General features: G+C 70.6%; 16 protein-coding genes and 1 pseudogene. 10 read left to right on the top strand and 7 right to left on the bottom strand.

What is annotated here, in order from left to right; translation table 11 throughout:
* Window positions 1–42 precede the first annotated feature (42 nt).
* Window positions 43–918 (top strand): annotated as a pseudogene (locus EL245_RS10860) (IS30 family transposase); the annotation flags it as partial.
* A gap of 186 nt (window positions 919–1,104) precedes the next feature.
* Here the strand turns inward: EL245_RS10860 and ilvD are convergent.
* The 3 genes from ilvD to EL245_RS10845 all read right to left on the bottom strand — a co-directional run bounded on the left by ilvD (window position 1,105) and on the right by EL245_RS10845 (window position 4,785).
* Window positions 1,105–2,991 (bottom strand): dihydroxy-acid dehydratase, encoded by a 1,887-nt coding sequence (ilvD, locus tag EL245_RS10855; protein WP_126383138.1) that lies wholly within the window; start codon window positions 2,989–2,991, stop codon window positions 1,105–1,107.
* A gap of 154 nt (window positions 2,992–3,145) precedes the next feature.
* The gene (locus EL245_RS10850; RefSeq protein ID WP_126383137.1) at window positions 3,146–4,189 is read right to left on the bottom strand and encodes a S66 family peptidase; all 1,044 of its coding nucleotides are present in this window, start codon (window positions 4,187–4,189) and stop codon (window positions 3,146–3,148) included.
* A 188-nt stretch (window positions 4,190–4,377) separates the two neighbouring features.
* On the bottom strand, window positions 4,378–4,785 hold the full coding sequence (locus EL245_RS10845) for an FKBP-type peptidyl-prolyl cis-trans isomerase (protein WP_126383136.1): 408 nt from the start codon (window positions 4,783–4,785) through the stop codon (window positions 4,378–4,380).
* A 444-nt stretch (window positions 4,786–5,229) separates the two neighbouring features.
* Here EL245_RS10845 and EL245_RS10840 point away from each other — a divergent pair, with 444 nt between their 5' ends.
* The 5 genes from EL245_RS10840 (at window position 5,230) to EL245_RS10820 (ending at window position 8,944) form a co-directional block, all read left to right on the top strand.
* Window positions 5,230–5,976, top strand: a complete 747-nt coding sequence (locus EL245_RS10840; protein ID WP_126383135.1) for a hypothetical protein — start codon at window positions 5,230–5,232, stop codon at window positions 5,974–5,976.
* 268 nt (window positions 5,977–6,244) lie between these two features.
* Window positions 6,245–6,787 (top strand): helix-turn-helix domain-containing protein, encoded by a 543-nt coding sequence (locus EL245_RS10835; protein ID WP_164719471.1) that lies wholly within the window; start codon window positions 6,245–6,247, stop codon window positions 6,785–6,787.
* 7 nt (window positions 6,788–6,794) lie between these two features.
* Entirely contained in the window at window positions 6,795–8,141 is a 1,347-nt protein-coding gene (locus EL245_RS10830; protein ID WP_164719441.1) for an IS256 family transposase, read from the top strand.
* Between the two features lie 22 nt (window positions 8,142–8,163).
* Window positions 8,164–8,718 carry an IS30 family transposase gene (locus EL245_RS10825; protein ID WP_126383133.1) on the top strand — a complete coding sequence of 185 codons (555 nt, stop codon included), beginning with the start codon at window positions 8,164–8,166 and terminating at the stop codon, window positions 8,716–8,718.
* A gap of 16 nt (window positions 8,719–8,734) precedes the next feature.
* Window positions 8,735–8,944, top strand: coding sequence for a hypothetical protein (locus tag EL245_RS10820; RefSeq protein ID WP_126383132.1), 210 nt, complete (start codon window positions 8,735–8,737; stop codon window positions 8,942–8,944).
* Between the two features lie 328 nt (window positions 8,945–9,272).
* On the opposite strand, the gene EL245_RS10815 is transcribed toward EL245_RS10820, so the two are convergent.
* Window positions 9,273–10,292: a Bax inhibitor-1/YccA family protein gene (locus tag EL245_RS10815; protein ID WP_126383131.1), complete on the bottom strand. Its 1,020-nt coding sequence runs from the start codon at window positions 10,290–10,292 to the stop codon at window positions 9,273–9,275.
* A 387-nt stretch (window positions 10,293–10,679) separates the two neighbouring features.
* Between EL245_RS10815 and EL245_RS10810 the strand changes: the two genes are divergently transcribed.
* The 4 genes from EL245_RS10810 (at window position 10,680) to EL245_RS10795 (ending at window position 14,991) form a co-directional block, all read left to right on the top strand.
* Window positions 10,680–11,618: an ABC transporter ATP-binding protein gene (locus EL245_RS10810; RefSeq protein WP_126383130.1), complete on the top strand. Its 939-nt coding sequence runs from the start codon at window positions 10,680–10,682 to the stop codon at window positions 11,616–11,618.
* Window positions 11,619–11,683: 65 nt separating this feature from the next.
* The gene (locus EL245_RS10805) at window positions 11,684–12,613 is read left to right on the top strand and encodes an ABC transporter permease subunit (protein ID WP_232009736.1); all 930 of its coding nucleotides are present in this window, start codon (window positions 11,684–11,686) and stop codon (window positions 12,611–12,613) included.
* A 96-nt stretch (window positions 12,614–12,709) separates the two neighbouring features.
* Window positions 12,710–14,290 carry a histidine kinase gene (locus EL245_RS10800; RefSeq protein ID WP_197719409.1) on the top strand — a complete coding sequence of 527 codons (1,581 nt, stop codon included), beginning with the start codon at window positions 12,710–12,712 and terminating at the stop codon, window positions 14,288–14,290.
* A complete protein-coding gene (locus EL245_RS10795; protein ID WP_126383129.1) occupies window positions 14,272–14,991 on the top strand; it encodes a response regulator in 720 nt (239 codons plus the stop codon). Before EL245_RS10800 ends, EL245_RS10795 begins: the two co-directional genes overlap by 19 nt.
* Before the next feature lie 50 nt (window positions 14,992–15,041).
* Here the strand turns inward: EL245_RS10795 and pth are convergent, their stop codons facing one another.
* From pth to EL245_RS10780, 3 genes are all read right to left on the bottom strand, one after another.
* Entirely contained in the window at window positions 15,042–15,653 is a 612-nt protein-coding gene (pth, locus tag EL245_RS10790; protein ID WP_126383128.1) for an aminoacyl-tRNA hydrolase, read from the bottom strand.
* 28 nt (window positions 15,654–15,681) lie between these two features.
* Window positions 15,682–16,278, bottom strand: a complete 597-nt coding sequence (locus EL245_RS10785; protein ID WP_126383127.1) for a 50S ribosomal protein L25/general stress protein Ctc — start codon at window positions 16,276–16,278, stop codon at window positions 15,682–15,684.
* Between the two features lie 438 nt (window positions 16,279–16,716).
* A complete protein-coding gene (locus tag EL245_RS10780; protein ID WP_126383126.1) occupies window positions 16,717–18,462 on the bottom strand; it encodes a DUF7926 domain-containing protein in 1,746 nt (581 codons plus the stop codon).
* Window positions 18,463–18,588 lie beyond the last annotated feature (126 nt).

The following is an 18,588-nucleotide window of genomic DNA, read 5'->3' as shown; positions in this document are numbered from 1 at the left end:
CCGCTTACACAAAAAACTTGACAGGCCCGCCGGCAGGCCTACGACCCCCAGGCCCGCCACGCCCAGGCCCGGGCCGCCAGGGCACGGCCCAAGGCGCGTGTGCTGGACTCCAACGACCAGCTGCGGGCCCTGGTGGTCCAGGGCCTGAGACAGCGGTGGTCGCCCCAGCAGATCAGCCGCCGTCTGGCTGCGGACCACCCCGAGCGCGATGATCTTCGTGTGAGCCACGAGACGATCTACCAGTCCCTGTACGTCCAGGGCCGAGGGACGCTGCGCGCCGAGCTGGGCCGTCACTACAGGCTGCGCACCGGGCGGAGTCGGCGCGTGCCACGCTCGGCCCTGGCCGGGCCCCTGGCCTCCAGGCCCTGGCTGGCCGACGCGCGTATCAGCACCCGCCCGGCCCAGGTCGCCGACCGGGCCGTGCCAGGCCACTGGGAGGGCGACCTGGTCATGGGCGCGGGCAACCGCACCGCGATGATCACCCTGGTCGAACGCACCACCCGCCTGGTCCTGATCGCCCCGCTGCTGACCGACCACACCGCCACCACCGTGGCCACGGTGCTGGAGACCATGATCAAGGGCCTGCCCCGCTCCATGGCCCGGTCCCTGACCTGGGACCAGGGCGGCGAGATGGCCCAGGTCGCCCGCTTCAGGACCGCCACCAACCTCGAGGTGTACTTCTGCGACCCCCACAGCCCCTGGCAACGAGGAACCAACGAGAACACCAACGGCCTGATCCGCGAGTTCTTCCCCAAAGGCACCGACCTGTCGACCTACCCCCTCCACGCCTTCGAACAGGCCCAGCACCTCCTCAACACCCGCCCCCGCCAGACCCTAGACTGGGCCACACCCGCAGAAGCCTTCAACAGGCTCCTGCAGAAAACAGAACACGACACCACCATTGCACTCACCACCTGAAACCACCCCACTTCCCCCGATCTCGGGGTGTCATTTGTCCCGATCTCGAGGTGTCATTTCCCCCGATCTCGGGGTGTCACTTCCCCCGATCTCGAGGTGCCATTTCCCCCGATCTCGAGGTGTCACTTCCCCCGATCTCGAGGTGCCATTAGTCCCGATCTCGCGGGGGGCTCGGGCTCGCGGGTGTCAGTAGCGGGGGAGCTTGGAGTGGTCCCGGACCGCCCCGAGGTCGGCGCTCGTGGCGAGCATCGCGTAGGCGCGCAGTGCCGCGCTCACGTGCCTGGGCCGCGGGGCGTGCGGGGTCCAGGCGTCCTCCCCGCGGGCCTCCTCAGCCTCACGGCGCCGTTCCAGCTCGGCGTCGTCGACCTTGAGCTCGATCGAGCGGTTCGGGATGTCGATCTCGATGCGGTCACCCGTGCGCACCAGGCCGATGAGCCCGCCGGCGGCCGCCTCCGGCGAGCAGTGGCCGATCGACAGCCCGGAGGTGCCTCCCGAGAAGCGCCCGTCGGTCAGCAGCGCGCACTCCTTGCCCAGGTGCATCGACTTGATGTAGGTCGTCGGGTAGAGCATCTCCTGCATGCCCGGGCCCCCGCGAGGTCCTTCGTGGCTGATGACGACGACGTCGCCCGCGGCCACCTTGCCTCCCAGGATCCCCTCGACGGCGTCCTCCTGGGACTCAAAGACCACGGCCGACCCCGCGAAGGTGAGGATCGAGGAGTCCACCCCGGCGGTCTTGACGATGCAGCCGCGCTCGGCGATGTTGCCGAACAGGACGGCCAGGCCCCCGTCGGCGCTGTAGGCGTGCTCGAGGTCGCGGATGCACCCGGTGGCGCGGTCGGTGTCGAGGGCGTCCCAGCGCGAGCCCTGGGAGAACATCTCCGTCGTCCGCACTCCGGCCGGGGCGGCGAGGTAGCCGGTGCGGATCTCGGGGTCCAGGCCCGAGCCGGGCACGCCGTCGGCCCCCGGGCGGGCGATGTCGTAGTCGGCCAGCACCTGGGCCAGGGTGGCGCCCAGGACGTTGGTCGTCGAGGTGTCGAGCAGGCCGGCGCGGTCGAGCTCGCCGAGAATGCCCATGATGCCGCCTGCGCGGTGGACGTCCTCGATGTGGTAGACGGTGGTCGAGGGCGCCACCTTGCACAGCTGGGGGACCCTGCGCGAGAGGCGGTCGATGTCGGCCATCGTGAAGTCGACGCCCGCCTCCTGGGCGGCGGCGAGCAGGTGCAGCACCGTGTTGGTCGACCCGCCCATGGCGATGTCCAGGCTCATGGCGTTGTCGAAGGCGGCCTTCGTCGCGATGGACCGGGGCAGGACCGAGGCGTCCTCGCCCTCGTAGTAGGCCTTCGTGATCTCTACGATCTGGCGGCCCGCCCGCCTGAACAGCTCCCCGCGGTCGGCGTGGGTGGCCAGCAGGGAGCCGTTCATGGGCAGGGACAGGCCCATGGCCTCGGTCAGGCAGTTCATCGAGTTGGCGGTGAACATCCCTGAGCAGGAGCCGCACGTGGGGCAGGCCAGGCGCTCGATGGCCGAGATCGTCTCGTCGCTGACCGTGGGGTCGGCGGCGTCCATCATGGCGTCGATGAGGTCGAGCTTGCGGGTCGTGCCGTCGGGCGCCGTCATCTTGCCCGACTCCATCGGCCCGCCCGACACGAAGATCGCCGGGATGTTGAGACGCAGGGCCGCCATGAGCATGCCCGGGGTGATCTTGTCGCAGTTGGAGATGCACACGAGGGCGTCGGCGCAGTGGGCGGCCGCCATGTACTCCACGGAGTCGGCGATGAGGTCGCGGCTGGGCAGGGAGTAGAGCATGCCGTCGTGCCCCATGGCGATCCCGTCGTCGACGGCGATGGTGTTGAACTCCTTGGCGATCCCGCCCGCCGCCTCGACCTGCTCGGCCACGAGCCGCCCGACGTCGCGCAGGCCCACGTGCCCGGGGACGAACTGGGTGAAGGAGTTGGCGATCGCGATGATCGGCTTGCCGAAGTCGGAGTCCTTGACGCCTGTGGCGCGCCACAGGGCACGGGCGCCGGCCATGTTTCGGCCGGAGGTGGAGGTGGCGCTGCGGTAGGCGGGCATAGGAGGCTCCTCGCCGGAGGGGATGTGCTGGCGCCAGGGTAGTCCCAGCGCTCGGGGCGGGCGGCACCGAGCGACGAGGACTCGGTCACTGGCGCCCGGCGGGCCGAGCGCCAGTGGCGGGCCGAGCGCCGGTGGCGGGCCGGCGACAGCGTGCTCAGGAGTAGTCGGCGGTGATCCGGCGGGCGGCGCCGTCGACGGTCATCGTCCCGCCGTGGGGCAGGACCCACTGGGGCCGGGTGTGACCGAAGGGGACCCCGACGCAGACGACCGCCTCGGGGTTGTAGCAGCCGATCACCTCGATGACCGCGTCCCTCTGCTCGGCGCGGCGGCGTGCCCGGGTCCCGGCGTCGGCGAGGTCGGCGAAGGACGATGCCGGCGGCCTGGCCACGAGGACGGCGTCGACGGCGGACAGCAGCCCCCGCTCACCCATCGCGCGCAGGATCCAGCCGACCTCCCGGGCGGAGGGCAGCTCCTCGGAGGTCTCGACGAGCAGGACTCCGCCCTCGAGGACGCCGGGGTCGGCGGGGAACCTGCCGGCGGCAAGCACCCACTGGAGCACCTCGAGGCAGCCTCCCCAGGTCGGGCCGGTCACGGTTCGCGCAGGCCCCGTCCACGTCCACGGGCCGGTGGGCTCCCGCGCGCCGAACTCGGTAAGCGCCCGAGGGTCGAGCCAGTCGCGGCCGAAGTCCTCGGACTCACCCGGTTCGGTGATCTCGAGGCTCTCCCCGGTGAGCAGGGCAGCCCTCAGGGAGGACAGGTGGACCGGGTCGACCTGCGGGCCGGGGCCGAGGTGGACCTGGGTCGAGCCGCCGTAGAAGCCGGCGACACCGAGGGACCACAGCCACTGGAGGAGGTTGGTGTTGTCGGAGTAGCCCAGGAAGGGCTTGGGGTCGGCCCGGACCGCCTCGGCGTCGAGATGGCTGATGACGGTGATCTGGTCCTCGCCGCCGACCGTGGCCAGGACCGCCCGGATGCTGGGGTCGGCGAAGGCGGCGTTGATGTCACGAGCCCGCTCCTGGGCCGAGGCGCCGAGCTTTCTCGTCGTCGGGTACTCGACGGGGACGAGTCCCGTGAGGTCGGCGAGCCGGGCCATGGCCTGGTCGTGGACCGCAGGGGCGAAACCAGGGGCCGCGAGCGAGGGAGACAGGACGGCGACACGGTCACCGGGGCGCGCCTTGGGAGGGCGGAGCAGGGTCATCGCCCTATCAGAGCAGGTCGGGGCGGGCGAGGCAAGCACGGTGGCACGGGCTCCCGCCTCGGGCGGGCGTGGGTGCCGGGACCATGGAGAAGCGCGTTCGTACGGTGGGGCACCGGCGCGCACCCTGCGGTGCGAGCACGGCGCCCACCGTACGAACGCGGGGGCGGGAGCGGGCGGGCCCGTCAGGCTCAGATGACCCCGAGGACCTCGGTGACGAAGACGAGGGTGTCGCCGCCCTTGATGCCTGCCTGCGGCACCCCGCGGTCGCCGTAGCCGAGCTCGGCGGGGATCGACAGCAGGACGCGTGAGCCGACGCGCTGGCCGACGAGCCCGTCGTCCCAGCCGCGGATGACCTGGCCGACACCGACCTGGAAGTCGAGGGGCTGACCGCGGTCGTAGGAGTTGTCGAAGACCCTGCCTCCCCAGGTCTGGCCCAGGTAGTGGCACACGATGTGGTCGCCCGCCTCGACGACCTGGCCGGCCCCTTCGTCGAGGACCTGGACCTGAAGGCCCTCAGGGGCGTCAGGACCGGGGAAGGTCAGGACCGGCTTGGCGCCCTTGGCGCCCGAGACCTCTGGCATGTTCGTCTTGATCATGGTGTCAGGCTACGGCAGTCCGACGGCAAGCCCTCGGCGATCCACCCGAGCAGCGCGTCCGCCGTCGGCTCATGGCCCGCTCCGGCGGCACACTCCGGCGGCACACTCCGGCCGCCCGCTCCGGCCGCCCGCTCCGGCCGCCCGCTCCGGCGGCACGCTCCGGCGGCACGCTCCGGCGGCACGCTCCGGTCGCCCGCGGGCCGATGGAGCCGATTCCCTCCCCCTTCGACCGGTCAGGCGTACCTCGACCGGTCATGTGACTTTGGACCGTCTATACAGCGTCACATAGGCGGTCCAAAGTCACATGACCGGTCGGTGGCGAGACAGGCACGCGAGCATCGGCTACCGGGGAGGTGCTCCACAGGTGGCGTTCGTGCAGGGTGCGCCAACACGCGTCCACAGGCGCTCAGCGCTGAGGTCGTCCGGCGGCCGACCCTGATGGGCATGACCAACCCTTGGGACTCCCCCATCACGATCGAGCTCACCCGTCACCACGACTGCACCCGCCCTGGGCGTGCCTCCCTGGCGCGCTCGGCCTCGCTGCGCCCCGCCCAGCGCCTTCGTCTCCGACCCGGTGCCTACGTCAACGCCGCGCAGTGGAGGACTCTGTTCCCGTCGCAAGCCCACCGTGTCCGTGTCATCGCCGCCCTGCAGTGCGGGGACCTGCACGAGGGCGCGGCCCTGGCGCGAGAGTCCGCTGCGGTCATGCACGGGATCCCCGTTCTGGGTGCCCTCCCCGACCAGGTCCAGCTCATCCGACCAGGACGCCGAGGAGGCCGTCTCACCCCGACCACTCGAACGCTGACGGCTCCTGCCGGAGTCGCCCTGGGCCTGATCGGATCCGTGTCCGCGACGACGCCGGCGCAGACGCTGGTCGACCTCGCGCGGCGTCGCGATCTGCGCACGGTACTTCCTGGTATCGACTTCGCGCTCCGTACGGGGATGACGAGCAAGGCGGAGATGCTTGACCTGCTGGCGACCCAGCGGAGCCGCGCCGGAAACGCCATGGCGCGGCACGCCATCGAGCACGGCGACGAGCGCTCGGAGTCACCCGGAGAGAGCCTGAGCAGGGCGGTCATGATCGACAACGCGATTCCTCTGCCCGATCTCCAGCACACCGTCATCAGCACTCAGGGCGAGATCGTCGGCAGGGTCGACTTCGTCTGGTGGGACGGTGGTTTCAGGGGGTGAGTGCAATGGGTGGTGCTTGGGAGAGGGGCTGGTTGTGGTGCGTGGGGTGTGGCCTGGTGTGGTTCGCGATGGTGTGCGGGAGCTGATCGAGTCGGGTTGGTTGGCTCGCGAGGCGGGGGCTTGTTTCTCGGTGCCTCAGTCCACGGTGTCGGACTGGTGCAGGCTGTGGGGTATGAGGATGCGGCACGGGGCCAGGGAGGGCGGGATGGTCGGGACGACCAGGCCTGCTGGGCGTGGTCGGGGCGGGTCGGGGGACGGGTTCGAGGTGATGGTCCGGGGTACCGGGCACGGCAGGCGTCTGGGGGCTCAGGGGCGCGGCGCGATCGCTGCGGGCCTGGCCAGGGGTGATTCCCTGGCCTCGATCGCCCGGTTCCTGGGGGTGGCTGTCTCCACGGTCAGCCGCGAGGTCGCTGCCGGCGGGGGCCGGCAGGCCTACGACCCCCAGGCCCGCCACGCCCAGGCCCGGGCCGCCAGGGCACGGCCCAAGGCGCGTGTGCTGGACTCCAACGACCAGCTGCGGGCCCTGGTGGTCCAGGGCCTGAGACAGCGGTGGTCGCCCCAGCAGATCAGCCGCCGTCTGGCTGCGGACCACCCCGAGCGCGATGATCTTCGTGTGAGCCACGAGACGATCTACCAGTCCCTGTACGTCCAGGGCCGAGGGACGCTGCGCGCCGAGCTGGGCCGTCACTACAGGCTGCGCACCGGGCGGAGTCGGCGCGTGCCACGCTCGGCCCTGGCCGGGCCCCTGGCCTCCAGGCCCTGGCTGGCCGACGCGCGGGCGTGTTCAATGGTCTGTGTAAGCCCTCTTTGAAGGACTGATGACTGTGACTGATGAGAAGACTGGTCCTGCTGGTGGGCGGGGCGTGGTTGAGGATCTTGTTGCCTCGGGTGGCTTGGACGGGTTGTTCGAGCGGATCGACTCGGGTGAGGTGGGGTTGACGGGCGCCGACGGGCTGCTGCCGGCCCTGCTCAAGGAGGCCCTGGAGCGGGGTCTGCAGGCTGAGCTGACGGAGCATCTTGGCTACGACAAGGGCGAGCAGGCGCCGGTGGCTCGTGGCAACGCCCGCAACGGCACCACGGTCAAGACGATCAGCTCTGAGGTCGGCTCGTTCGAGATCGAGGTCCCCCGCGACAGGGCCGGCAGCTTCACGCCGCGGCTGGTCAGGAAGGGGCAGCGGCGGATGGACGGTCTGGACTCGATGATCATCAGCCTGTACGCCGGTGGTATGACGGTGCGCGAGATCCGCCACCACCTGGAGTCCACGCTCGGTGTGGAGCTGTCGGTGGGGACGATCAGCAGGATCACGGACGCCGTGGCCGAGGCGGTCCTGGACTGGCAGCGCCGCCCGCTGGAGGAGTTCTACCCGGTGGTCTACCTCGACGCGATCCGCGTCAAGGTCCGCGTCGACCACAGGGTCACCACCCGCTCGGCCCACATCGCCGTGGGTGTGGACATGGACGGGATCAAGCACGTCCTGGGTATCTGGGTCCAGGCCGAGGAGGGCGCCTCGTTCTGGGCGCACGTGTGCGCCGAGCTGGCCAACAGGGGCGTCAAGGACGTGCTGATCGTGTGCTGTGACGGGCTGACCGGCCTGCCCGAGGCGATCGAGGCGACCTGGCCCGACTCCATGGTCCAGACCTGCGTGGTGCACCTGATCCGTGCCTCCATGAGGTTCGTGGCCTACCAGGACCGTAAGAAGGTCGCCGCTGCTCTCAAGCAGGTCTACGCCGCCCCCAGTGAGGAGGCCGCCCTGGAGGCCCTGGCGGCCTTCAGCAGCTCTCCCCTGGGGGACAAGTACCCCGAGACGGTGGCGACCTGGGACAGGGCGTGGGAGCGTTTCACCCCGTTCCTGGCGTTCCCGCCGATGCTGCGCCGGGTCATCTACACGACCAACAGCATCGAGTCGCTCAACTACCAGCTACGCAAGATCTCCAAGAACCGGGGCCACTTCCCCAGCGACGAGGCCGCTGTCAAGCTGCTGTGGCTGGCGATCTGCAACATCGAGGACAAGCGGGCACGAGAACGCGACAAGGACAGGAACCTGCCCGCGGACAAGCGCAAGGCCAAGCCACGCGTGGTCGAGGGCCGGATCACCACCAACTGGAAACAAGCCCTCGCCCAGCTCGCCACCGCCTACCCCGACCGAATCAACCCCCACCTCTGAACAACCCGCTTACACAAAAAACTTGACAGGCCCCGACGCGCGTATCAGCACCCGCCCGGCCCAGGTCGCCGACCGGGCCGTGCCAGGCCACTGGGAGGGCGACCTGGTCATGGGCGCGGGCAACCGCACCGCGATGATCACCCTGGTCGAACGCACCACCCGCCTGGTCCTGATCGCCCCGCTGCTGACCGACCACACCGCCACCACCGTGGCCACGGTGCTGGAGACCATGATCAAGGGCCTGCCCCGCTCCATGGCCCGGTCCCTGACCTGGGACCAGGGCGGCGAGATGGCCCAGGTCGCCCGCTTCAGGACCGCCACCAACCTCGAGGTGTACTTCTGCGACCCCCACAGCCCCTGGCAACGAGGAACCAACGAGAACACCAACGGCCTGATCCGCGAGTTCTTCCCCAAAGGCACCGACCTGTCGACCTACCCCCTCCACGCCTTCGAACAGGCCCAGCACCTCCTCAACACCCGCCCCCGCCAGACCCTAGACTGGGCCACACCCGCAGAAGCCTTCAACAGGCTCCTGCAGAAAACAGAACACGACACCACCATTGCACTCACCACCTGAAACCACCGACCACGGTGTGATCGGCGAGTTCGATGGCGACCTCAAGTACACCCGTGAGCTCGCTGGCTCGGACCCCCAGGGCGTCGTCGTCGCTGAGCGCAAGCGCGAGCGCGCTGTGAAGCGTGAGACCGGTATGCGTGTGGCGCGCTGGACCTGGAACGACGCCTGGAACACTGACGGGCTGCTGCGCGAGCTGGCGAGCTACGGCATCACCCCGAGGCCCTGATCCACCGGCGCCCCTCTGACCCCGCACGCCTCCCCGCACATGCTGAGTCCACAAGCCCCACCGTCACTCGACTGGCTTCTCGTGCTTCGACCGGTCATGTAAACCTCGACCGTCTATGTAGCGTGACATAGACGGTCGAGGTTTACATGACCGGTCGAGGTTTACATGACCGGTCGGTGGTGGTGGGGCCGCGCCCCGGCGTCGGCCCTCGAGCCGAGGACCGACGGTGCCGCAGCCGCAGGGCCGCGCCCCGGCCCCGGCGCTGGCCCTGCACAGCACAGGGGGGACGGCCGACAGTCGACCGTCCCCCCTGCGAGCCACCGGGCGCTCAGTCCCGCAGGATCGCCAGGAGTCGCAGGATCTCGAGGTAGAGCCACACGAGGGTGACGACCAGGCCGAAGGCGCCCGCCCACGCGTACTTCTTGGGCAGGCCGTAGCGCACGCCGTTCTCGATGGACTCGAAGTCCATGGCCAGGCACAGGGCCGCCATGAAGATCGCCAGCGGGCCGAGGATGAGACCCAGCGGGATGCCCATGATCTCCATCGAGGTGCGCATTCCCCAGGGGCTGTCGTTGACCCCGAGGACCATGAGCCCGAAGTTGACGAGGCTGAACAGGGCGTAGCCGCCGACGGCGAACAGCAGGATCCGCTTGCCCCGGCCTGTCAGGCGGAAGCCGATCCGGTAGGCCACGAGCATGAAGAGGAAGACGGCCAGCGTGCCGGTGACCGCCTGGACGACGATCCCCGGGTAGGCGGCGTTCATGACCCCGGAGAAGGCGCCGAGCATCGCTCCCTCGAAGACCGAGTAGAGCAGGATGAGGACCGGGGAGGGCTCCCGCTTGAAGGAGTTGACGAGCCCCAGCGCGAGGGCGCCGAGGGCGCCGCCGACCATGAGCATGAAGCCCAGGCCCGCGGTGGCCGGGGTGGTGGCCAGGACCCAGGACACGGCACCCACACCGACGATGACGGCGAACATCATGGCGGTGCGCACGATGACGTCGTCGTAGGTCATGCGGCCGCGGTCGACGTTCGTGGCGGCAGGCGCCGCGTACTGGCTCTCGAGCCCAGCCAGCTGCTGGGGGCTGACCGAGCCGTAGCCGGTGTACTGGTTCATCGCCGCCTGGGCGTCGGCGGCCGTGGGCACGGGCTGTCCGTACTGGTTGACGGCGGTCCTGCCGTACCCGGCCTGCGCCGTGGCCGGGCCGACCGGCCCGCCCACCTGACCAGGCTGGCCGTACTGGCCGGGCTGGTAGCCCGGCATGGCCGGGTACCCCGCGGGCGTGGTCTGCTCGACCACCGGCCCGCGCCCGTTGAACGCGTCGGAGCGCGAGAAGAAGGGGTTGCTCATGAGCAGGTTGTCCTCTCGATGGGGAGAGCGTGCACGACGGCGCCGCCTGAGCGCCGTCCGACATAACGCCCCCATCCTGCACCAGATTCCCACACGAACGCACACCTGCCCTCCAGCCCGCGACGGGGAGGGCTCCCCATCGCACGGGCCGGACCCTCCCGGGCCACCGGGCCGGACCCTCCCGGGCCACCGGGCCGGAACCCGCTCCTCTCCTCCTGGAGGAGGACCCCTCTCCCCCTCTGACCCCGGACGCCGTCCCCGCGTATTCGTCACACGGGTCGATTCAGGCGCACCCGCGCCGCTCCTAGCCTGGTCCCGACGCCAAGGGCGCTGGTACCTGACCAGCCGAAGCCGCCCACGGTCCTGACCCCGGAAGAGCTGATTCCCATGATCGAAGCCGTTGACCTGACCAAGCGTTACGGTTCCAAGACCGCCGTCGACAACATCTCCTTCACGATCGAGCCCGGCACCGTCACCGGCTTCCTCGGGCCCAACGGGGCTGGTAAGTCCACGACGATGCGCCTCATCATGGGCCTGGACAAGCCCACCTCGGGCAAGGTGACGGTCAACGGCCGCCCCTACCGGGACCTGGAGGCCCCTCTGTGCGAGGTCGGGGCCCTCCTGGACGCCAAGGGTCTCCACGGCTCGCGCTCGGCCCGGGCGCACCTGACCCAGCTGGCCGCCTCCAACGGCATCCCCACCCGGCGCGTCGACGAGGTCCTGGAGCTCACGGGCCTGACGAACGTGGCCAAGAAGCGCGTCAAGGGCTTCTCCCTGGGCATGGGCCAGCGCCTGGGCATGGCTGCGGCCATGCTGGGCGACCCCGACGTGCTCATCTTCGACGAGCCGGTCAACGGCCTGGACCCCGAGGGGGTCAAGTGGGTGCGTGAGACCTGCCGTCACCTGGCTGACGAGGGCCGCACCGTCTTCATCTCCTCCCACCTCATGAGCGAGATGGCCCAGACCGCCGATCACCTCCTCGTCATCGGCCGGGGCCGCATCCTCACCTCCGGCCCGGTCGAGGAGGTCATCGCCTCGGCGACCACCGACGTCGTGCGCGTGGCCTCACCGCAGGCAGGCGAGCTCGCCGGGCTGCTGGCCGGCCAGGGGATCGAGCTGGAGTCCCCCGAGAGCGGCGTCCTGACCACGACGACGACCACGGCCGCCCGCATCGGAGAGCTCGCTGCGCACAACGGGATCGTCCTCCACGAGCTGACCACGCAGCGCGCCTCCCTCGAGGAGGCCTACCTGGAGCTGACCGGCGGGGAGGTCGAGTACTCCACGACGTCGACCGACGCCGCCATGACGAGCCACCGAGCCGACTGACCCCCGACACGACACGGCCCCCGGCCCGACCGCCTTCCGCAGACCCGCAGAGAGAAGAAGCAGCCATGAGCGCTCTCACCATGACCTCACAGAACCCCTCGAACCAGACGACCCCCGTCACCTCGGTGACCTCCGCCGCCTCTGTCGCCACAGAGAAGTCCGCCGCCCCCCGTTCCTCCCGCAGCCGCACGACCCGGACCCGCATCCAGGGCAAGCAGACCTTCATGCGTGCGATCCGCGCCGAGTGGGTCAAGATCCGCAGCCTGCGCTCGACCTGGATCACCTCGGGTATCGCCGTGGCCATCACGGTGCTCATCGGCGCGGGGATGACCGCCGGCTTCGCTCAGCAGGCGGAGTACGCCAGCACCGCCAAGAACATGGTCACGGCCGGGTCGGCCCTCGGAATGATCGTCGTGGCGGTCCTCGGGGCGCTCATCATCACCGGCGAGTACTCCTCGGGGCAGATCCGCTCCTCCCTGGCGGCCGTCCCGCACCGCGGACGCCTGCTGGCAGCCAAGGCGATCGTCGCCTCCCTCCTGGCCTTCGTCCTGGGCGCCGGCTCGGTGCTGGCGAGCTGGGCCATCTCCCTGCCCTTCATGGACGGCCACGCCGGCTCCCTGACGGACCCGAAGTACGTCGGCTTCATCTGGGGCACCGGCCTGACCTACGCAGGGATCGCCCTCATGGCCATGGGCCTGGGCTACCTCATGCGCTCGACCGCCGGATCGATCACCGTCGTCGTCACCCTCCTGTTCGTCATCGACATCCCGCTGCAGCTGATGTCGATGAAGTGGGACTGGGCCATGAGGATCCAGGGCCTGGGCACCCAGGTCGTCTCCTCCGCGGTGACCGATCCCTTCGCCCTGGCTATCACCTGGGCTAACGAGGGCACCCTGAGGTACCTCGAGCACTGGCAGGCCGCCCTCGTCTTCGGCGCCTGGGCGTTCGTCCCGATCATCCTGGGCTGGATCGCCTTCTCCCGGCGCGACGCCTGAGCGCCACCGGTCCGGCCCGCCGAGGACGCCATTCTGGCGAGCGTCCCCGGCGGGCCGGACCGGTGCGTGCGCCGCACGAACCACGACAATGAGCCCATGGAGCAGACAGGAGGACCAGCCATGACGATGCCCCCGCCGGCGATGCGTGTCGTCATGTGGCAGCGGCGTCACCACCTGCGCGTCGACGGCGCGGTCGCCGCCGTCTTCCTCGCCCTCAACATCATCGTCTACGTGGCCAACCACGGGGTCGGCGTCCTGGCCGAGACCCGGTGGAACGTCCTGGGCTGCGTCGTCACCGTCATGTGCGCGGCCGCCCTGGCCCTACGTCGCCGCTGGCCGGTCCTGGCCTGGGCCGGCTGCTGCGTGCTCCCGCTCGTGTGGTTCGTCGTCATGGTCGACCTCTTCTCCCGCCCCGTGACGAGCGCGGTTATCCTGCCGAGCCTGTTCACGCTCGCCGGAGTGCCCCTGTGCCTGTCGGCGATCGCGGGGACCAAGGGGATGGGCTCGACGACGGCCTTCTACGCGGTCTCGGTCGCGCTGGCCACCGTCCTGGACGTCAGGGCCACGGAGGACGGGGGAAGTGCGAGCAACGTGCTGATCACGGCTGCGACCTACGCGATCCTCTACGTCGTCGGGGTCCTCGTCGGCCTCATCATGCGTGTCCAGACCGAGCAGCTCGCCGAGCTCGAGGCCCGCTCAGAGCGCCTTGCGCTGGCCCGCGAGCAGTCCACGCTCCTGGCTGCGGCGAACGAGCGCAGTCGGATCGCCCGCGAGATGCACGACGTCGTCGCTCACTCCCTGGCCGTCATGATCACGATGGCCGAGGGTGCCGCGGCGACTATTGACCGCAGCCCGGCGATGGCCAAGGAGGCGCTGACCACCCTTGCCGAGACGGGCCGCTCCGCGCTGGCCGACACTCGTCGGCTCGTCGGGGTCCTGCGCGACGACCCCGCAGCCACCTCCGCCCCGGCGGGGCCGGAGGCACAGGGAGACCAGAGGCATCCGGAGGGCCCCGGGAGCGTCGGCGGTCCGGGCCTCCTCGGGGGCGCGCCGACGCGGCCCTCCCCCGGGCCGGACCAGGAGCCGAAGGACCCCGGAGCGGCCCAGGGCCCGGTCGTCCGGGACCTGCCGGTCCCCGAGTTCGCACCACCGGGTACCGTCGCTCCGCGCGAGCCCAGCGTCGAGATCGCCGACCTGCGCCGGCAGGCCACGGAGGAGGGGGCCGACACGAGCGCGGGGGACACGCCCCTGGCACCCGCTCCGGAGCACGCTGATCTCGTCACGCTCGTGGAGCGCTTCCAGGCCGCCGGCGTCCCGGTGGACTACCGGTGGCGAGGCGGGCCCCTGCCCGAGGACAAGGCACTCCAGCTGACCGTGTTCCGCATCGCCCAGGAGGCACTCACCAACGTGCTGCGCTACGCGCCGACGACGCGCGCCGTCTCGGTCGACCTCGATCGCCACCGGGGCACCGCGGTGCTCACCATCGACAACGACGCCGCCCCCGGTTCGACGCCGATGCACGGATCCGGCAAGGGCCTCGTGGGTATGCGGGAGCGCGCAGCCGTCTATGGTGGGTCCGTGCAGGCCGGTCCGACCGCGACCGGTTGGCGTGTTCGCGCGGTCCTGCACTGGGACGAGGACGAGGAAGGGACATCACCGTGGCAGATGCCGTTGTGACCAAGCCGAGCGACCAAGACCCGCAGGGGGAGGATCGAGGTCCGGTCACGGTGGTCCTGGCCGATGACCAGGCACTCATGCGCATGGGTTTTCGCATGGTGCTCGACGCCGAGGACGGCATCGAGGTCATCGGTGAGGCCTCTGACGGCACCGCCGCCGTCGCTCAGGCACGTGCCCTGCGACCCGACGTCATCCTCATGGACGTGCGCATGCCGGGGATGAACGGTATCGACGCCACAGCCGCCATCACCTCTCAGTGCCCGGGCACGAAGATCCTCATCCTGACCACCTTCGACCTGGATGAGTACGCCTTTGCCGGCCTGCGTGCAGGAGCCAGCGGCTTCCTGCTCAAGGACACGCGGCCCGCCGAGCTGGCCGAGGCGATCCGGACGGTCGCCGGCGGGGAGGCGGTGGTCTCCCCCCGGATCACGCGCCGCATGCTCGAGATGCTCGCCTCGCACCTTCCCGACGACGGCGGGTCCCACGTGGCCCAGGACCCTCGGATCGCGGCACTGACTCCCCGCGAGCACGAGATCCTCGTGCTCATGGCGCAAGGCCTGAGCAACTCCGAGATCGCCTCGCATCTCGTCGTCTCGGCGACCACCGTCAAGACGCATGTCGGCAACGTGCTGGCCAAGCTCGACGTGCGCGACCGCGTCCAGGCGGTCATCGTCGCCTACGAGACAGGCCTCATGAGCTGATCCGCCCACCCCGATCTCGGTGTGTCACTAGTCCCGATCTCGGTGTGTCACTAGTCCCGATCTCGGGAGGGGGCGTGGAGGTGCTGCTGGGCCTGCTCGAAGCCCTGGGCGACCACGGCCTCGACGACGTCCGCGGCGCGCTCAAGACTCACCCCCATCACCTCGCGCTCGCGGGCCGGGATGTCGGCCAGCACGAAGTCGGCGGGGTCCTGGCGGCCCGGCGGCCTGCCCACGCCCAGGCGCAGGCGTCCGTACCCCTTGGTGCGCAGGGCCGCCGAGATCGAGCGCAGCCCGTTGTGCCCGCCCTCGCCGCCGCCCTTCTTGAGGCGGAGCTCGTGAGCGGGCAGGTCGAGCTCGTCGTGGACCACGAGGAGGCGCTCAAGCGGATCGACGTCGTAGAACTGGACGAGGGCGGCCACCGGTCCGCCGGAGAGGTTCATGAGGACCTCCGGCTCGGCGAGGACGACGCGCGGGCCCGGCGCCCCACCGGGCAGGACCCCGAGGCGGATGTCGGCCACGAGGGCGCGGGCCTTGTGCCGGGTGAGGCGGGCCCCGGCGCGCCCGGCCAGGACGTCGATGACCATGCGGCCGACGTTGTGGCGGTTGCGGGCGTACCGGGGCCCCGGGTTTCCCAACCCGACGACGAGCCAGGGGCCGCTCATCACCGCCCCCGGGCAGTGCGGGAGGAGGTCACTCGGCCTCGGCCTCGGCGGACTCCTCGGCGGCGACCTCGGAGGCCACGGCCTTGCCCTCGGCGACGTTGACGACGTCGGCCTCGGCGTCGGTGACCGCGGTGACGCCCGCGGGCAGCGGGATGTCGGCCATGCGGATGGCGGCGCCTCCGGCCACTCCGGTGACGTCGACCTCGATGCTCTCGGGGATGGAGACCGCCGGGGCGGAGACGATGACGTGGGCGAGCTCGATCATGTGGAGGGTGCCGGGCTCGGCGTCACCGACGACGACGACGGGCACCTCGACCTCGACGCGCTCGTTGCGGTTGACCAGGAGGAAGTCGACGTGCTGGATGCCGGGACGGATCGGGTGGCGCTGGACGTCCTTGGCGATGGCCAGCAGGACCTCGCCGTCGATGTCGAGCTCGACGAGCGCGTTGTCGTTGCCGCGCAGGGTCAGGCGGGTGCTGTGCTCGTCGAGCAGGAGGTGGCGGGGCTCGGAGCCGTGGCCGTAGACGACCACGGGGACCTGGCCGTCGCGACGGGCGCGACGGGCCGAGCCCTTGCCGAAGACGGTGCGCTCGACGGCCTTGAGGGTGACTGCGTTGTTCGCCATGAGGATCTCCTCGTCTCAGGCGGGGAGACCCCCGCTCATGTGGTGGTTCGGCGGGGTCGACGACGCAGCACCCTCGGGCACCACCACGTCGATCACGGACGCGTCTCGCACGTCCCTCGCCGGGGCAACGTCGTTACTGTACAGAAGGCCCGCGCTCACCGGCCAGGGGAGGTCCGGTGAGCCTGGGCACCCCTGGCCTCCCGGCACCTGGCGGCGCTCTGGCGCACTCGTGCCGCTCACGGGCGGTCACCGGGCCGGCGCGAGGCTGCCGCGGCGGCCCGCGAGCGGGCGGGCCGGGCCGCCTCCTCCGATCCGGTCGACGACGGCGCGTCCCGCACCGCCTCGGTCCGGCCCGCCTCGGGGTCGGTCCCGGGCACGGAGTGCGGCCCCGCTCCCGGTCGGGAACGAGGCCGCACGAGGGCCGGGGCCTCGGCCGCGTCAGGCCTTGTGGGCCTCTGAGGAGCGGCGGCGGCGCAGGAGGAGCGCGCCTCCGGCCACTGCCGCGACCGCGAGGACCAGGGGGATGCCCACGGTCGCGCCGGTGCGCGCCAGGGAGGGGGTCGACGAGCTGTGAGGCGTCGTGGTCGGGGCCTGGACGGTGACGACCGGGGCGGAGCCGGTGGCCGAGGGGGCGGGGGCCGGCGCGGTCGTCTCCGGGGCGGAGGCGGAGGGCGAGGCGGTGGACACCGGTGTGGCGGTGTTGGTGAGCGTCACCTGGGTGCGGACCTGGTCCTCCACGGTGAAGGAGGAGGTCTGCTCACCGTTGATCGTCATCGCCGAGGCCCAGGTGTAGCCCGCCGGGGCTCCGGACAGGTCCTCGCTCAGGGTGACCACGGTTCCCACGGGGAAGGTGCCCTCGAAGGTGGTGGCACCTCCAGGCGTCACCGTCATCGTGGCGGTACCGCTCCTGCCGTCTGCCGACAGCGTCCCGGGCGCGGTCCACCCGCTGTAGACGCCTGCGGCGGCGGGCAGGACGTAGTCGACGGTGACGGGGAAGGAGGTGCCTGCGGGCACCGTCGCCGCGCCGTCGCCGTCGAGGGCCTTGGTGACCTCCAGGCCACCGAAGCCGGGCTTCATCTCGACGGTGATCTGGAAGGACTGCGCGTAGGAGCGGGTGCCCCAGGCGGACTTCCCGGCGCCCTGGAGAGTGGCCTTGTTCGTGTACTCGGTGTTCGCGACGGCGGTGCCCGAGCTGATCGTGACCGGGTAGTAGAGCCTGTAGTTGGTCGACTCCGCGAAGGGACCGGTCAGGGTGATCGTGGCGACCTTGCCGTCGATGGACACCGACATGTCGAAGTCGCCGTAGGAGGTGACCGGGTCGGCTCCTGCGGCGTTGGTGAGCACCGACCCCTGGGCGTTGGGCTCGGCCGCGGAGTTGCGCATCATGAGCCGCCACTGGCTCATGTCGGTGGAGAAGTCCATGCCCTCACCGAGGGTGTCGGTGAAGGTGATGGTCTGGCGCGTCGTGCCGTCGGTGGTGAGCTCCTGGCCCCCCTCCTCCATGAGGCTCTTGAGGTGCGCGCTGCCGAACTCGACGTACCAGGTCATGCCGGTCGACGAGGAGTTGATGACCGAGGAGTACTTCCAGAAGGTCCACGGTGTGTAGCCGCCGACCGGCTGGATGATGCCGCCGTCGCCGGGCAGCGGGACCTCGGTCAGGCCGCCGGTGGCCGTGATGTCGGCGGTCGCGCTGCTCGTGGCCTGAGTGATGAGGAGCAGGGCCTGTCCGGTGCCGTTGAAGGAGGTGAATCCGGCCGCCTGGAGCTCGGCCACCTTCTCCGAGAAGGTGCACGTCACCTTCTTGTCGGTGAGGGCGCAGGAGCCGACCTCGACGTCCTGGCCGTCGTAGACGACCGTCATCGGCGTGGTGACCGAGGTCTCGAGGTTCTTGAAGTAGGTGCCCAGGTCGATCTCGAAGGAGTCGCCGGCCGCCACCTGCGTGCCGCTGGCGTCCCAGGAGAAGGTCAGCTTGGCGACGTCACGGGTCGACAGGGTCGTTCCGGGGGCGTCGACGCCGGTACGGCTCGACTTGACGAGGGTGGCGTCGGTGACCCGGATACCCGTGTTGACGTCCGCACGGGCGGGTGAGGCCAGGGAGCCCAGACCGAGGACCAGGGCGAGCAGCGCGAGCAGCGCCACGGGGACGGTGCCGGTGCGACCGGCGCGGGGCAATGTGACTGACACGGGAGCACTCTCTGGGATGGGTGCATCGACAGGGCTCGACGCATGCGGATTGCCAGGGCGCCCCTAAGTTATCACGAGGCTGTCACTGAGTCACCGGCCGGGGACGACGACGGGCGTCGGCTCACC

Origin of the sequence: Actinomyces howellii (assembly GCF_900637165.1) — a bacterium.
Taxonomy (GTDB): Bacteria; Actinomycetota; Actinomycetes; order Actinomycetales; family Actinomycetaceae; genus Actinomyces; species Actinomyces howellii.
Note: the sequence above shows the minus strand (reverse complement) of the source record. Positions and strands in the feature narration are given on the sequence as shown.

What these genes read in the sequence shown, in the direction of transcription:
- ilvD (WP_126383138.1), bottom strand. Translation starts at nt 2,991, where the DNA reads ATGCCCGCCTACCGCAGCGCCACCTCCACCTCCGGCCGAAACATGGCC.
- EL245_RS10850 (WP_126383137.1), bottom strand. Translation starts at nt 4,189, where the DNA reads ATGACCCTGCTCCGCCCTCCCAAGGCGCGCCCCGGTGACCGTGTCGCC.
- EL245_RS10845 (WP_126383136.1), bottom strand. Translation starts at nt 4,785, where the DNA reads ATGATCAAGACGAACATGCCAGAGGTCTCGGGCGCCAAGGGCGCCAAG.
- EL245_RS10840 (WP_126383135.1), top strand. Translation starts at nt 5,230, where the DNA reads ATGACCAACCCTTGGGACTCCCCCATCACGATCGAGCTCACCCGTCAC.
- EL245_RS10835 (WP_164719471.1), top strand. Translation starts at nt 6,245, where the DNA reads ATGGTCCGGGGTACCGGGCACGGCAGGCGTCTGGGGGCTCAGGGGCGC.
- EL245_RS10830 (WP_164719441.1), top strand. Translation starts at nt 6,795, where the DNA reads ATGACTGTGACTGATGAGAAGACTGGTCCTGCTGGTGGGCGGGGCGTG.
- EL245_RS10815 (WP_126383131.1), bottom strand. Translation starts at nt 10,292, where the DNA reads ATGAGCAACCCCTTCTTCTCGCGCTCCGACGCGTTCAACGGGCGCGGG.
- EL245_RS10810 (WP_126383130.1), top strand. Translation starts at nt 10,680, where the DNA reads ATGATCGAAGCCGTTGACCTGACCAAGCGTTACGGTTCCAAGACCGCC.
- EL245_RS10805 (WP_232009736.1), top strand. Translation starts at nt 11,684, where the DNA reads ATGAGCGCTCTCACCATGACCTCACAGAACCCCTCGAACCAGACGACC.
- EL245_RS10800 (WP_197719409.1), top strand. Translation starts at nt 12,710, where the DNA reads ATGGAGCAGACAGGAGGACCAGCCATGACGATGCCCCCGCCGGCGATG.
- pth (WP_126383128.1), bottom strand. Translation starts at nt 15,653, where the DNA reads ATGAGCGGCCCCTGGCTCGTCGTCGGGTTGGGAAACCCGGGGCCCCGG.
- EL245_RS10785 (WP_126383127.1), bottom strand. Translation starts at nt 16,278, where the DNA reads ATGGCGAACAACGCAGTCACCCTCAAGGCCGTCGAGCGCACCGTCTTC.